14 protein-coding genes are annotated in these 14,587 nt (G+C 60.8%); 10 read left to right on the top strand and 4 right to left on the bottom strand.

Annotation, left to right across the window (positions count from 1 at the left end; translation table 11 throughout):
• Nucleotides 1-11: 11 nt before the first annotated feature.
• From ACIQC0_RS09970 to galU, 5 genes are read left to right on the top strand one after another with little or no spacing between them, the layout of a single operon-like run.
• A complete protein-coding gene (locus ACIQC0_RS09970) occupies nucleotides 12-833 on the top strand; it encodes a sigma-70 family RNA polymerase sigma factor (protein WP_400534674.1) in 822 nt (273 codons plus the stop codon).
• Between the two features lie 8 nt (nucleotides 834-841).
• Complete coding sequence (locus ACIQC0_RS09965) at nucleotides 842-1,783, top strand: hypothetical protein (protein WP_400534672.1); 942 nt, start codon at nucleotides 842-844, stop codon at nucleotides 1,781-1,783.
• Nucleotides 1,784-1,841: 58 nt separating this feature from the next.
• Nucleotides 1,842-2,081 (top strand): carbon storage regulator CsrA, encoded by a 240-nt coding sequence (gene csrA / locus ACIQC0_RS09960; RefSeq protein ID WP_377214498.1) that lies wholly within the window; start codon nucleotides 1,842-1,844, stop codon nucleotides 2,079-2,081.
• Between the two features lie 60 nt (nucleotides 2,082-2,141).
• The gene (locus ACIQC0_RS09955; protein ID WP_400534671.1) at nucleotides 2,142-2,561 is read left to right on the top strand and encodes an Hpt domain-containing protein; all 420 of its coding nucleotides are present in this window, start codon (nucleotides 2,142-2,144) and stop codon (nucleotides 2,559-2,561) included.
• A 9-nt stretch (nucleotides 2,562-2,570) separates the two neighbouring features.
• Nucleotides 2,571-3,464, top strand: a complete 894-nt coding sequence (gene galU / locus ACIQC0_RS09950) for a UTP--glucose-1-phosphate uridylyltransferase GalU (RefSeq protein ID WP_377214500.1) — start codon at nucleotides 2,571-2,573, stop codon at nucleotides 3,462-3,464.
• Here galU and ACIQC0_RS09945 read toward each other — a convergent pair.
• From ACIQC0_RS09945 to ACIQC0_RS09930, 4 genes are all read right to left on the bottom strand, one after another.
• Entirely contained in the window at nucleotides 3,454-3,924 is a 471-nt protein-coding gene (locus ACIQC0_RS09945) for a VanZ family protein (RefSeq protein WP_400534669.1), read from the bottom strand. The two genes, galU and ACIQC0_RS09945, sit on opposite strands and share 11 nt — an antisense overlap.
• 243 nt (nucleotides 3,925-4,167) lie before the next feature.
• Nucleotides 4,168-4,725 (bottom strand): LPXTG cell wall anchor domain-containing protein, encoded by a 558-nt coding sequence (locus tag ACIQC0_RS09940; protein ID WP_377214502.1) that lies wholly within the window; start codon nucleotides 4,723-4,725, stop codon nucleotides 4,168-4,170.
• Between the two features lie 174 nt (nucleotides 4,726-4,899).
• Nucleotides 4,900-6,750 (bottom strand): DUF4012 domain-containing protein, encoded by a 1,851-nt coding sequence (locus tag ACIQC0_RS09935; protein WP_400534667.1) that lies wholly within the window; start codon nucleotides 6,748-6,750, stop codon nucleotides 4,900-4,902.
• A 57-nt stretch (nucleotides 6,751-6,807) separates the two neighbouring features.
• On the bottom strand, nucleotides 6,808-8,280 hold the full coding sequence (locus ACIQC0_RS09930; protein WP_400534665.1) for a sugar transferase: 1,473 nt from the start codon (nucleotides 8,278-8,280) through the stop codon (nucleotides 6,808-6,810).
• A 446-nt stretch (nucleotides 8,281-8,726) separates the two neighbouring features.
• On the opposite strand from ACIQC0_RS09930, the gene ACIQC0_RS09925 reads away from it, so the two are divergent.
• From ACIQC0_RS09925 to ACIQC0_RS09905, 5 genes are all read left to right on the top strand, one after another.
• The gene (locus ACIQC0_RS09925; protein ID WP_400534663.1) at nucleotides 8,727-10,172 is read left to right on the top strand and encodes a lipopolysaccharide biosynthesis protein; all 1,446 of its coding nucleotides are present in this window, start codon (nucleotides 8,727-8,729) and stop codon (nucleotides 10,170-10,172) included.
• Entirely contained in the window at nucleotides 10,162-11,130 is a 969-nt protein-coding gene (locus ACIQC0_RS09920) for a glycosyltransferase (RefSeq protein ID WP_400534661.1), read from the top strand. The genes ACIQC0_RS09925 and ACIQC0_RS09920 overlap by 11 nt, the downstream gene beginning before the upstream one ends.
• The gene (locus tag ACIQC0_RS09915; RefSeq protein ID WP_377214507.1) at nucleotides 11,127-11,957 is read left to right on the top strand and encodes a glycosyltransferase; all 831 of its coding nucleotides are present in this window, start codon (nucleotides 11,127-11,129) and stop codon (nucleotides 11,955-11,957) included. The genes ACIQC0_RS09920 and ACIQC0_RS09915 overlap by 4 nt, the downstream gene beginning before the upstream one ends.
• Nucleotides 11,958-12,060: 103 nt before the next feature.
• Nucleotides 12,061-13,245, top strand: a complete 1,185-nt coding sequence (locus ACIQC0_RS09910; RefSeq protein ID WP_400534659.1) for a glycoside hydrolase family 99-like domain-containing protein — start codon at nucleotides 12,061-12,063, stop codon at nucleotides 13,243-13,245.
• A gap of 17 nt (nucleotides 13,246-13,262) precedes the next feature.
• Nucleotides 13,263-14,531, top strand: coding sequence for a hypothetical protein (locus tag ACIQC0_RS09905; RefSeq protein WP_400534657.1), 1,269 nt, complete (start codon nucleotides 13,263-13,265; stop codon nucleotides 14,529-14,531).
• Nucleotides 14,532-14,587 lie beyond the last annotated feature (56 nt).

Here is a 14,587-nt window from a genome sequence, read left to right as displayed (position 1 = left end):
AATGGGGAAAAATGGATCGGAACGAACGCGACAGACTGGTGCTCGAAAACCTTCCACTGGTGGGATATCTGGTTTCGGATATTTGCGCCAAGGCCACACATATTTCTCGTGAGGACCTGGCATCAGTGGGCACCATCGCCCTCATCACGGCCGCCGATTCCTATGACCCGTCCCGAGGAGTCCCTTTTGGCGCCTACGCCCGGCGCCGGATCATCGGCTCCTTCGCTGACGACATGCGCTCCAGCGACTGGGCTCCCCGCTCTGCCCGGCGCCGGATCCGGGAGACCCTGGCCGTCCAGGAGACCCTGACCGCGGAACTTGGCCGGGCGCCGTCGTCCACTGAGATCGCCGCCGCCCTGGGCGTGGACCAGGCCACCGCGGATGCCGCCCTGGCGGACTCTGCACGGACGGTGTCCACCATCGACGGCACCATCGCCGAGTTCCTGGTGGCCGACGGCGGCGCCTCGCCGGAGAGCGAAGTCCTCCTTTCGGAGCGACAGGGCTTCCTGCGCACGGCCGTGGAGGCCCTGCCGGAGAAGATGCGCTTTATCGTGGAACAGGTGTACTTCGAGGACCGGACGGTCAAGGAGTTGGCGGAGGAACTGGGCCTGACCCACTCCGCCGTCTCGCAGCAGCGTGCCGAGGCGATCCGGCTTCTGCAGGACGGCCTGGCCACCCACTACACGGGCGAGGCCCCGGCCGCCGCGCCGCAGCTGCAGTCCCGCCTGTCTGCCAGCCGACGGACCGCCTACCTGGAGTCGCTGGGCGCCCACGCCCTGGGCGGCATCGTCCATGCAGGGCGCCGTCTTCCGGCTTTCGCGCCGGCACTCTAGACGTACCGATGGAAATCCAGCTCAGCGGCAGTTCCATGGAGGAACTGCGCGAACGGGTGCGGAGCCGGTACGGTCCGGATGCCCGGATTGTCAGCGCCGAGGCCGTCACCGTAGGCGGCATCAAGGGATATCTGGCCAGGCGCCATTATGAGGTGACGGTCCGCGTGCCCGAACTGCAACAGCAGCGCAGCGCCGCGGTCCGGCCGCGGGCCGGCATTGCCGCACTGCTTGCGGAGGCCGACCAGGTCGAAGCCGGCTCCGGTCCCGCGGCCGCCGCAGCGAAGGCCACCGCTCCGGCGGTTTCCACCATGTCCGGCGGCTTTGATGAGCTCGTCAAGGACCTCGCACGATCCACCGGTGCCATGGCCAAGCTGGAAGCCCAACCCGGGGACGGGGCGGCGCCCGGTGTCCGGGGACGCCGGGCATACCGGGCCCCGCGGCCAGGCAGGTATCCGGGGGACCTCACCGTGGTGGTGGGCCTCCAGACGGACGCCCTGAAGGTGTGCCAGGACATGGCGCAGGATGCTGCTGCGGCAGGCGGCGTGGGAACGGCCGACGTCTATACCCGAGGCGTGTACACGGGCGGCAGTCACGCGGCGCAGGGGTATCTTCCGCTGGGCAATCGGGCCGGTGCGGTGGCAGCACGCGCTGCGGGCGTCGAAGGCGGCTACCCGGTGTTCGTCGCTTGGGGGATCGGTTCCGCGCGCGGGGGAGGCATGGACTTTGCCGGGCTGGCCTCGCTCGCTGCGGACCAGGTATGGGTGGCGGTGGACGCGCGGATGAAGGAGGCGGACACCGCGTCGTGGGTGGGGGCCGTCAAAGCGGCCGTAGAGGTGACCGGTCTGGCCGTGGAGCACAGCCATGGGACAAGCACGCCGGAATCGGTGAACCGGCTGGAAGTACCGGTGGGCTGGCTGGACGGCAGGCCCTCGCCCGCTCCAAGGCTATGACCGTGGCCCTTTTGTATATAGCAATCAGCGCGATTTTGCGTTGGGATAGAGTGGCGCTGTGCTGGTACTAACACGCAAAGTCGATGAAAAAATTCTCATTGGTGACGACATTGTCATTACCGTTCTTGAGTCCCGGGGAGACGTGGTGCGGATCGGGATCGAAGCGCCCCGCGGTATCACCATCCAGCGTGAGGAAGTGGTGCGGGCCATCACCGAGGCGAACCTGGCGGCAGCCCGCCCGGATGACGACGCCGAAGCACGGCTTAAAGCGATTTTGGGACAGAAAAAGAACAACTAAAGCAAAGCCGCAGGCGAAAGGCCTGCCGCCAAGAGATGCAGCACCGTTTTTGGGGGAAACATGAATATCGGAAGTGGCGACGCCGTGGATGGGGCGCCAGGCAGCGGCATTCCGCTCGTGGATCCCCTGGTCCTGGCGGATCTTGCGGATAAGTTGGAGAGCCCGGACATCGCATGCCGCTTTGCGGCGGATTATGTTGCCCTCTGGGAGGCGCGCCGGTCCCGGCTTGCGGCTGCCCTGGTGCGCAATGATTTTCCGGCTGCGGTGGACGCCGTGATCAGCCTTCGGGTGGCGTCGGTGATGGTCGGCGCCGAACGGCTGGCATGGCTGGCACAGCAGGTCGAGGACGCCATCAACAGTGCAAACTTCGCGGCCGGGCGGGAGCTCATGGATGCGGTAGGTGTTTGCGGGACGGCAACCCTAGATGTGTTGGTGCTGCCGCGCAACCCCGAATTGGCATTGTGCAGCCGCCATTTGTAGGGTTCACCTATGACAACCGGGAAAAAAATCACCAAAGCCGTCATTCCTGCTGCCGGATTAGGGACCCGTTTCCTGCCAGCCACCAAGGCAATGCCAAAGGAGATGCTGCCAGTGGTGGACCGCCCCGCAATCCAGTATGTGGTGGAGGAGGCTGTGAACTCGGGCCTGAAGGACCTGCTGATGATTACGGGACGCAACAAGCGCTCCCTGGAGGACCACTTTGACCGTGAGCCGGGCCTGGAACGCGTGCTTGAGCTCAAAGGCGACAAGGACCGCCTGGAGTCGATCCAGTACGCTTCGGAGCTGGGCCCCATCCACTACGTCCGCCAGGGCGAAGCGAAGGGGCTGGGCCACGCGGTGCTGTGTGCCAGCCAGCACGTGGGCGACGAGCCGTTCGCCGTCCTGCTGGGTGACGACCTGATCGATGAGGCCGAGGACCTGCTGACCACCATGATGGAGGTGCAGCAGAAGACCGGCGGATCGGTGATCGCACTGATCGAGGTTGACCCGTCCCAGATCAGCGCCTACGGCTGCGCGGACGTCACTGCAGTGGAGGGCGAGGACTACGTCCGCGTCAACAGCCTTGTGGAGAAGCCATCGCCGGCAGAGGCACCCTCCAACCTGGCCCTGATTGGCCGGTACGTGCTGCACCCGTCCGTCTTCGGCGTGCTGGAAAACACCGAGCCGGGACGCGGCAATGAAATTCAGCTGACCGACGCCCTGCAGACCCTTGCCGCGGCCGAGGGTGAAGGTTCCGGAGTGTACGGCGTGGTGTTCAAGGGCCGCCGCTTCGATACGGGCGACAAGCTCAGCTACCTGAAGGCCGTTATCACGCTGGCCTCCGAGCGTGTGGAGTTCGGTGAAGAGCTGAAGACCTGGATGAAGGGCTTCATCAACGGCTAAGCCGCCGTTCGAGTTTCCGGGTCCCGTCGCCGCAAGGTGACGGGACCCGGCTCCTAAGCACGACGGCGGCCAGCGCCGCTCCGATGACAGCTCCGCTGGTGTTTGTGACAAGGTCCAGCGGACTGGGGAAGCGATTGTGAAGACACAGTAATTGTCCCAGTTCCAGGCAGGCGGAGATCCCCAGCCCGAAGGCGCCGATCAACCAGAAGGATTTTTTGGGAAAAGCTAGACAGCTGGCAAATCCGATGGGGATGAACAACGCGATATTGGCCGATGCTTCCAGCAATTCGTAATCTACCCAGTGGGGTATTCCGTGGCGGTGGAGAAATTTGAAGACGGCCGTCAAAGCGCCCTGGACGGGCTGGTCCACGGGTTGCGGCCAGTAGGCGACGAATGCCAGCAGGCCGAGCAGCGCGAAAAGAACAATTCGCCAGGCGCGCTGGTTGGAGAGGAAGGTCAAGATTGCCTCAGGAGGTCCGCAGGAGGGCGAAAATGGCCACCGCTAAGGCCATGGCTGCAAGAAGTGCCAACAGTGCGCAGCGCAGGAGCTGTGGCCGGGGGAAGGGTAAGGCGAAATCCAATTCGGGGAGTGCTTTCGCCGATGTCTCCCCATGATGTTTAGTGATACCACACGCTTGAAATATGAAGGGCTGGCAGTTCGAAAGAACTGCCAGCCCTTCATGACGTCGCGGTGAGCCTATGACTAGGCGACCTCTGCCTTGGCACGGCGGCGGACAACGACCACGGAGGTTGCACCTGCGGCCAATGCGCCAGCGCCGACCAGGCCCCAGAGAATCAAGCCAGAGTCTGCACCAGTGTTTGCCAAGTCTGCGCCTCCACCGGTGCTGGCCAATGCTGCTACTACAGTGACATAAACGGGACCTACAACGACGCCGGAGGTGTTGCCCGTAGCCGTGATGCTATAGGTGCCGGGTTCATGGATAGTAAGCGGAACAGCGATCTTGCCCTCTGCATCCGCGGTCGCACCGAGCGTCTGCGGTGCTTGGTAGACAGGGATCTTGCCGGACAGCGCAGTGCCGCCGGTGTTCGCTGCCCCGGTAGTGGTAAGCGCGATGGAGATAGTCACGGTTTCCCCTGGCAGAAAGCCCTGCGCGGTGAAGATGAACTCCTCGCCAACTACGACCGTTGCGTCACTGACAGTGGCGGCAGGCGGAAGCGGCGGATATTCGCCGGCCATTGCAGGCGAACCGATGAAGGTGATGGATCCCGCAAGTGCGATTGCCGCGAGCGTTTTTTTCATGTGTCCCCCCGGAGACTTTGTGAATTTTTTGAACCCGATGTTGGGGAGTTCCCCCTCCGCACGAGACCTGTGCAGAACCACGGATGTGTATCCCAACCAGAGGCTATCACCACACTGTAGTGTGAGCAATGTCAATCCACTCGGTTTACATATTGTTAACCGGCTGCGGAGCCTTTAGCCGCACGGCTCGGAGATGGCTGGGAGAATAACTTCCTTGACTGGCTGCACTGTCGGTGTGACAACCAAGTTCGGTTCCGTGTGCTGCACAATATCGCCGAAAGTAAACTCGACTGTTTTGCTTTCGCCGGGGGAAAGGCGGATGGAGAGCATACCCACGGGACGGTTGCTGTGAAGGTACGGCGCGAAATTAGTCCTTTGTCCATCGACTTTGGCCACTTCCACATTGGCCTGGACAGGCCCGTAGGCTACGAGGTTGGTTTGGACCGACCCCGCGGGAACGCCGTATGTCCCACCGCCCGTGACGTAAGGGGGCAAGGAATGGGCGGCGTCTCCAGGGGCGTTGTTGGTACTGATGATACGGACGGTAACCTGCTGATAACCGTCCCGAGTACATTTTTTGACTACTTGGGCTGTCCGTGTGACATAGTAGTCCATTTTTGCCCCCGTTCCGTCGTTGAAGTAGACCCCGAATTGAGCTGGTGATATCCCCGGCCCGTCGATGGAGCCGCTGAGTGGATGGGGGGCGAGTAACGATTGCTCCTTTGTATCCCGGGACCACACAAGGATCCGTCCTTCCTGGGCACCTTGGGCGATGGCCTCCAGAAGCTTCTTTGGGTCAGCTTTTCCCATGGAGAGGGCGCCGAATATGTCGGCGGCAACACTTGCGAAATATGCGTCCTGACTAACGGGTTCTTCAATGGCGCCGTATACATCGGAAAGAAGCGTTGCAACGACGTTTTGTGAGGTGAGCTTAACGGGTAACCCAGCTTCGGGGCCGGCCGGACTGGACACTTGGACCGGACCCGTGGCACCGAGGATGTAGCTTAAAGACACTGGGTCAATCGACACCACCCCATCGACTCTCTGGCTGGTCTTCTTCTCCCACATCGCTTGGGCGAGGCTCGCGGTAGTGGGAAAATCAGGGGTGAGGTTGACATCTTGGATGAATCGTCCCATTCGGCCTGAATAAATGGCTTTCTGCTCCGTTGGGACAGGGAGAGGCGGAGCGAGCAGACCCAATTCGGAGGCGCTGGACTGTGCCTTTAGCCCGATCTTGCCATTATCGATAGTGAGTACTGCAAGGGCTCCGGGTATCCCACCCGTTGCCCTGGATTCTGCGTTGTTCTGGATCAGCAGAAGATATTCTCTGGGCTCGTCAGAACCCATCATTCGGGGCAGGAGGGCCGCGGCGCTGGCTGCAGCGTCCAGACTCCTGCTCGTGGAGATCAGTTGGTCCCGCAGTTCCACCAGGGGCCCTGAGAGCTGGGGAACCAGGTCGCTGCTGTCGATGCTGTTGATTCTCTGTGCTGATGCCCGGACGGCGTGGGCTGCAGATGCGATTTTAGGCTCCGCGGCTTGCAAGGGGGCAAGGTCTACGCCGGTGCTCTTGGGCGCGACCAGGTTCCAATCAAGTGAATGGAACTCGGTCACCAACGGCGCTGCGCCCAGCCGCACCACGTCGTCTACAGAGGCCGTGATCTCGCCGGCAGCCTGAAAATTGGGACCCAGCCATGGGACTATTCCGGCCGCTGCCCAAAGCGGTCCGGCGGACTGCTCGCGCGCAGATGCAGTGTGCTGTTTCAGGCGGTTGACCGTCTCTATCGCCGCTTCAGGGTCATCTCCAGCAATTTCCGCCTTGAGCTGCGTCAGCAACTGTTTAGACGTCTCGAGTTCCATTCGAATCGTGGACGCTTTTCCAGCCAAGGAGGCGCCCGCCGCCAGAATCAGGCCGACCAGCAGAAGGCTGCCTGTTACCACTGCGATAAGACGGGCAGGGCGCTTGCGCCTTCGGCCGGACGGTTTCAAGGCCGTTCCTTCGTCGCGCATTTCTTGGGATTCGTACATGGAGTATTTGCCTTTAATCTATGCAGAAGGGTAGTGAAAGTCCGGTTAACCGGGAAGCTAGAAAGCACCCGTGGTTCGCAAAACAGCCGTGAAGGTCTTAAACAGAATCACGATGTCGCCCATGAGTGACCAGTTCTCGACGTAGTACAGGTCAAGCCTGATACTCTCCTCCCAGCTGAGGTTGGAGCGGCCGCTGACCTGCCAAAGACCACTCATGCCGGGGCTCACGTACAGCCGCCGATGTGCTGCGTCATCGTACAGGGCTACTTCTCCCTCTCGCTGGGGACGGGGGCCAACGAGGCTCATGCTCCCGCCGATAACATTGAAAAGCTGAGGGAGCTCGTCGAGGGAGTATTTCCGCAGAAACCGCCCGATGGGAGTCACGCGAGGATCATTCGCCACCTTAAAGAGAGGGGTTTCCGTCGAACCCTGCGCCTGTAGGAGTGCAAGGAGCTCTGCGTCCGCGCCCTCCCTCATTGACCGGAACTTGAGCATCTTGAACGTCGTGCCGTGAAGGCCCACGCGTTCCTGCTTGTAAAGAACGGGGCCTGGGCTGCTCATCCGTACGAGGACTGCCAGCACCAGCATCAACGGTGCGAGCCAGATGCAAAGCAAGATCGCGCATGCGATGTCGAAGGTGCGCTTGGCCACGCGTTTTCCGCCGGTGAGCTTCGGCGTCGAAACGTGGATGAGGGGCAGTCCCGCAACAGGCTGGGTGTGAATCCTGGGCCCGGCAACATCGGTGAGAGCAGGCGCCAGGATCATTCCGATGTCCCGTGCAGCGAGTTCCCACCCTAACTGCCGGAGGTCTTGCGGGGTCATTTGTACTCCAGCAGACACAGCCACCGCGTCGATTTTTTGGGAGTCTATGACCTCCAGGATGGAAGGCACGTCCGGTTGCACGCCGGTAACGGGCACACCCTGTTCCTTGAGTACGGCCGACGAGGAGCTGGCGCCGGGCAGATGCGCCGCTACTGGCAGATACCCCGCGGCGGGGACGCTCCTCAAAGACCGGATCAAGTGGTCGGTCGCCGGTGGACTTCCAACGATGAGGACCCGGGAGCTGCTGGTCCCCTTTTTTCTTTCGACCGTAAGATGCTGTCGCACAAGCCATCGCCCTAGGAGCAGACCCACAGCCCCCGCCGGAAAAGCCAAGCCGACGAAACCCCGGGCCGTATCGATGCGGAGGGCGTAGGAAAAGATGGCCAGGAATCCGAACAGCCAGGCAGACGTCGCGAAAACCCGCTTGTATTCTTCTGATCCGGCACCAAGAATCGTAGCGTCGCGAGCGCCCCAGAGTCCAAGCATCGCCCACCAGACGGCTGCAAGCGCAACCGAGAGGGCTATATATGGCCCTTCCTGCGCCGGTCCTTCCGGTAAATCGGCCAGTACGAAACGAACCCCGTACGCACCGGCCACGGCCCATGCGACAAGGCTCGCATCGACGATTTGAAGTCGCCTTACGTAACGTCTCCGCCAAGGATCCGGTTCCTGCAAAACCCGCATGCCTGATTCTTGCTGGTTCACCATGAGGAGAGCTTCGTGGTGCTGTAAAGCCTGCCAATGCTGCCCGCCCCAAAAGGCATCGTGGCCACTAACGGCAGCACCAAAAGATTCTCTAATCCGCCCTCGGCATCTGTCATCTTTCCGGAAAGAAGTCCGGAAGCATCCGTTTTCGCGTTCAAAGCCCCCCCTGTGACTCAAGCAGCGGCCGCACGCCCCGTAGCCAGCAGATTTTTACGGAAAGCCTACATGAGCCGGATGAGCCGCATGCACGGATACTTCATGATGCGAAGTTGCCTGCCTGACCCGCCATGTGTGCCCCTTTGGGACATTCGCAGTTTTTCCGGACTGCCGACACTGCTAACGTTGGTTCGTGGCGGGCGTTGGAATACGTCCATGTCGTCCGCCTGGAGGGTTGGGGGATTTCTTGGGCACCGGCAGTTTGGCATCTTGCAGCCAGAGCGTCGCCCATATTGGCGAATTCCAGCGGGGCGACGGTGAATAGCCGTTTTCTTGGCCGCGGCCTAGTTTACGCGTCGGTTTCCATTGCGCCCATCCTGATGAATTTTGTCGCAACACCCTTCGTGACGCGTGTTCTGGGGCCGGAGTCCTATGGCGTGGTGGCTGTCTCGGTGTCAGTCTTCCAATTCGGGATTGTGCTTCTTACCCTGGGGTTGGCCGCGTCTATTACACGCCAGGCCATCTTGGAGGACTCGGGCAGGTCCGGCGCCGTGGCGACTGTCCTGGCCGGCGCCGGCTGCGCGGCCGTCTTGTTTTGTTTGGCCGTGCTGCTGTTGCCATGGTGGGGGCCTGGTGTGCTGCAAGGGGCAGATCCGGCCATCCTGATCTATCCCCTCGTCTCCTGCCTCGGTTTGGCATTACTTCAAAACGCTCAGTCCCTTTTCCGTGCTGAGCAGCAAGTGGCCAGCTTTGTGCTGCTGGGGGTCGCAGCCTCCGTGCTCGGGCCACTGGTAGGTCTCCTGTTGCTGTTAAACGTCGAGCGGACTGCACCAACATATTTGAGTGGTCTCTCCGCAGTTCACTTGACCGTGGGAATCGTGGCGGTCCTAGTGTGCCTCCTGAGGCAACGGCCGCGGTTCGTGGGCATGGATTTTGCAAAGAGCCTTAGCATCGGGCTACCCACTGTTCCGCATCAAATGGCGGTAAGCTTCCTGGCCCTGCTTCTCGTGGCCGGAACTTCGCGGGTAGTTGGCCTCGAAGCTGCTGGTGGCCTCCAACTCGGGTTGCTCATCGGTTCAGCGCCGATGATGCTCCTGGGCGCGATTAACAATGCCTGGGCGCCGATGATCTACCGAACCCCAAGCGATAGCCGCGGAGATATATTGCGTTCCTCCTACGGAACCATGATGCTTATGGTCGTACTCCTTGTCTGCGGGTTTGTTGTTCTTGCCCCAGCGGTTGTTCCATTCGTTGCAGGTCCAGTCGCCAACGGGCACCTAGTTACCCAGGTTGCCCTCATCGTGGCATCGGGCACCCCGTTCATGACGGCTTACCTGGCCAACATTCACCTTGTATTCATTTCGGGGAGAACAGCCATCCTTGCAATAACAACCCCCGTTTCTGCGATCTTGGCATTGCTGCTGGTAGGCCTCTCCGTGTTGGCAGGCTTGCCGCTGGACATCAGAGTCCTGGCTGTCGCGGTGCCGCTGTTTCACGTGTGCCAACTGGCAATGAGCATCGCAATCCGGCGCGGACGGAGTGAAATAGAGGTGCCGGCACTAAAGCTTTTCCCGGAAATTTCCGTCATTGCGGCCCTGATCGTGGCCGGCCTCTTGGTACCGGATAACTTCATGCTGCTGCCAGTCCTGAGCTTGGGACTTCTCGCCACTCTCGCAGGTGTGCGCCGCAAACAGGTAGCCAGGTATGTGCGCCGCGTGGGGGTGCTTAATGCAGGATGAGTTTGGCGCCATATGCTTGGCCGTCTATAGACCAGATTTGCAGCTGCTGAAGAAGCAGGTCGCCTCAATTGCATGCCAGACGGTTCGGAATTGGACCTGCATCATCGGAATAGACGGTACTGATGCGGCCACTGCAGCCTACCTTCAAAGCATGGTTGGGAACGATGACAGGTTTGTAGTCCACGAATTCGGGAAGAGGGTTGGGTTCTATCGGAACTTTGAACGTATTCTTCGCCTGGTTCCGAATTCTTCCCACTGGATAGCTCTGTCCGACCAGGATGACTTCTGGTATGAACAAAAACTGAGCGTGTTGCTTGGACACCTCGACGACGCCTCCCTTGTCTCCGGCCAAGCCCGGATCGTCCGCCTACAATCCAAAGGAGACGCCCGGAAGCCGGTGGGAGTGACTGACCGCAGGTTTTTCAACGTCGGAGAACTCCTTCTGGACAATGTCATCAGCGGTGCCCTGGCCGTATTCCGGTCCGATCTCCTGACCAAAGCATTGCCTTTTCCCACGCCAACGGATGTTGCGTACCATGACCACTGGTTGGGACTCTGCGCGGCTCTCGATAGGGGCGTTCGGACGGTACCCGACATCGTGCAGGACTATCACCAGCATGAAGCGAATGTCATTGGCGAGGAGATGGGCCGAAACCCCCTATACCGGGCGGTCCGCCTCTGGCGGCGTTCACCGGGGCTCATTTCGTCTGTGCGCTACTTGGTTGATCACAGATGGCAGTGGCGGGTCAACATGTGCAGGCTGGCACTGGGCCGAAGCGAAAACCCCGCATCCCGCGAGGCAACCGTCCTCAGAGTATTCAGTGCCGGCCCTCCTACTCCTGCCTTTGCCGTTCTCTGCGCGCGTGCGTTTGTCCGCGGACGTTGTTCGCGCATGCGGGTGGCATCCCTCTTTGTTGCCTCTGTTCTGGCCCCCGTGCTGAAAGGAGTTCGCGATTGAATCAGGCCGCGTCCTCATGGACTTTGATTACCGTCACCTATAACAACCTGGAGGAACTCTGCACCTGGTGGCAGGGGGTGGAGTTGAACGGCGCACGTTGGATCGTCGTAGACAACAATTCCAGTGATGGAGGGCCCGAGTTCGCGGAACGCATGGGTGCGGAAGTTGTCCGGCTTGGCCAGAACTTGGGATTCAGCCGGGCGAACAACGTCGGGTTGAGGGCCGCCCGGAGCACCTATGTAGCTTTCGTCAATCCTGATGTGACGGTTGATACATCCTCACTGGAGATCCTGGAACGGGTAATCAGCGAGCGTGACGCCATTGTGTCTCCGCAACTGACCAATCCTGACGGCTCCATCCAGCCTAATGGCCGAGGACTACCGTATTTGGTGGACAAACTGGCACACCGCGGCATGGTTCTTCCAGGCAGCTCGGTCATGAACTACCTCCCTGACACGTCACGCGCACCCACGTACGTGGCGTGGGTGATGGGTGCAGGCGTGTGCGGGTCCACAGAACGGATCCGCGCCGCAGGTGGCTGGGACGAACGGTATTTCCTGTATTACGAGGACCACGCCTTCGGCCTGGATGCTTGGGCCCGTGGACAGGAGGTGATCCTGGTTCCCGGTGTTTCCTGGGTGCATGCATGGAAGCGTGATACCAAGAAATTCCGACTTCAGCCTTGGACTAGGGAGATCGCCTCGGCTTGGCGCTTTTACTCGAGGCATCCGGAATTGCTTATGGTGCCGCTCCCAGGGGCCCGCCGCAGGTGGCGGGGGCAGTTCCACAGATTTGGGGATCCCGTCGAGCAACAGGGTGATTTGTGAGCCGGTATCTGGGCGCTCAGGCCAAGAGTGGCGCCGCCCCTCTAAGCCGCTATTCGTTCCCGGCCCTTACATCACAAAAGTCATCCCTATTGGAGGTTTAGCAGTGTCCAACCTGTCGAGCGGGGTGCCGTCCCTGACTGTCGCATACTACCTGCCTCAGTTTCATCAGATTCCTGAGAACGACGAATGGTGGGGGCCCGGTTTTACAGAATGGACAAATGTCAGCAAGGCTACGCCGCAGTTTGATGGTCATGACCATCCACGGCAGGTCGAGACACTCGGGCAATACGACTTGCGGACCGTTGAAGTCATGCACCGTCAGGCAGCACTTGCCAAGCAGTACGACGTGGATGCCTTCTGCTTCTATTTCTACTGGTTTGATGGCCGCCGGCTACTGGAGCGTCCGGTCGACAACTACATCCGGTCAGGTCCGGAATTCCCCTTTTGCCTCTCATGGGCGAATGAAAACTGGACGCGACGCTGGGACGGCAAGGAGCACGAGGTTCTAGTGGGGCAAAATTACTCAGGCTCCACAGCGGAGGAGATTTTTGCAGATTTTCTTCCGTACTTTCGGGATGAACGTTATCTTCGGGTGGACGGCGCCCTGGTCCTTGTTATCCACCGAATCGATCACATCCCAAATGCTGCAGAGCTTGTGTCCCAATGGCGCGTTTTGGCGCAGGAACACGGACTTGGTGAGCTTCATGTTATTGCCGCCGAAACCAGGTTCGGAATCCAACCAGGGTGGTACGGTGTCGACGCGATCGCGGAATTCCCACCAGTGGGCTCGAACACCCTGGCATCAGCACAGCTGCTTCCGGTTAAGGGGCTCCGAGACGATTTCGCAGGCCGGATCATGTCCTATCAGCGCATGGCGAAACGGTTCATGCGCAGAAGGCAACCGTCATTCATCCGGTATCGGGGCGTTGCCCCTGGCTGGGACAATACGGCCCGCCGCGGAAATAAAGCCACGATTTACGTGGGCCATAACCCGAGGGTCTACGCGGAGTGGCTGTCCCATGCGAGAAGTACGGAGGATAACCGGCAAGGCACGGGACTCGTCTTCGTTAACGCGTGGAACGAGTGGGCCGAAGGCGCGTATCTTGAACCGGACGCCAGCTGGGGATTCGCATTTCTAGAGGCAACTCAGCGGAATTTCCGTCCTCTTCCAGCTTCGCCGAAGCCGGGAATCGGGGAACCCTCGTGGGCCTGGCTACGGTCGCTCGCACTGGCCGGCATGGGCAGCGTGCTAGCGGTGCTGCGCCGTGCCCGGCGCCCGGTGCAATGAGGGCTTGTAGTCCGGAGATGTCCAGCCTGGCCAAAGAGGTTGCAGACTCGCTGAAGCAAGGCGACCACCTGCGCCACCGCCACCAATGCCTTAGGGCCGTGGTGACTGCGGCAGTGCTGGTGGTTCTGCTCGTGGTGCCCGCACGTAGGCCAACTAAGCCCGTATCTGCGAAGCTTACTTTCGTCCTTGCAAATCCAGTCGCACATGGGGCGCGTCTTGGAGCCGCCGTTGTGGAGGCGCTTGGCGGCGTGACCGTAAACCTCGTGGGAGACACCAGGCTCGCAGATGCCCCCCTGTCCCGCGGAATGTACCATTTCCCCAGCCTTACTGTCCGGTCCTTTGGCCCGAGCCTCAGTCCCGCCCACCTGTGGCGTGCTCTTGGACTGCGTCGGCGGACGGTACTCAAGGCCACCCATTACCAGGGCCTTTCACAGATATACCTTGAGGTCCTTTTTGTCCTGCAGGCAGTGCGCTACGATTTCGCCCACTCATGGGTATCCAGTTTGCCCAAGGATCATTTATGGCTCGCGGACTTCGACCGGCCCGCTTATTGCCGGCCGCTGATTTGGCAGGCGAAGAAGCTCGGTCGGAAAACCGCTACCTTGGTGCATGGCAGTCCCAACCAAAACTATCTGCCGCCAGTCGCCGACCAGGTGCTGGTATGGGGTGACTCCCAGCTTCGGTGGTTTCGCGCGGCAAGCCCGCAAAGCCACTGCCACGTTGTCGGGAGACCGGAAATTCGAAAGTCGGTTGCACCCGCGCCGCCACGACGGCTGAGGGTCATGCATTCGATGGAACGGCTGTCCGAGACGGAACGGGAGTCCCTGGTCCGTCTCTGCGCGGCGGCCACGGGTTGGGGCCTGAAGTGCAGTATCCGGCCACACCCCAGTTTGTCGGGGGCAGACCTCGACGATGACTGGAAGGCCATAGCAGGCACTTTCCGGATTGAGGATGGTTCCGATTTCTGGGAGTCTCTCATTCCCGGCGACATTGTGGTAGGTATCAATTCGACGGCGCTCATTGATGCGCTGACCATCGGCGTACCCGCGCTGACTCTTGCGGATCCTGAAAGGGAGCTTCCGTGTGATCTGGACAATCTCCGGGAGGCCTCGATTCCGCTGAGGGCCGCGCTGTTGCGATTTGAGCGGGAGCCGGCTTTGAAACGTTCAGGGGCGGACATATTCACGCATCCGGGCCTGCTGGAGTTGGCGCCTTTGCTGGTCGCCGCTACCGGCACAAAGGCTGCAGGATTGGTGCGAGACACAGTCGCGGGGATGGTGGCCTAAGAAATTCCGTACTCCGGGGCATGTCGTACCGATGAAAAGGCGACTTGCGAGACATG

It is taken from the genome of Pseudarthrobacter sp. NPDC092419 (assembly GCF_044755045.1).
In the GTDB taxonomy this organism is placed as follows: Bacteria; Actinomycetota; Actinomycetes; order Actinomycetales; family Micrococcaceae; genus Arthrobacter.
This window is presented reverse-complemented; position numbering and strand designations above follow the sequence as displayed.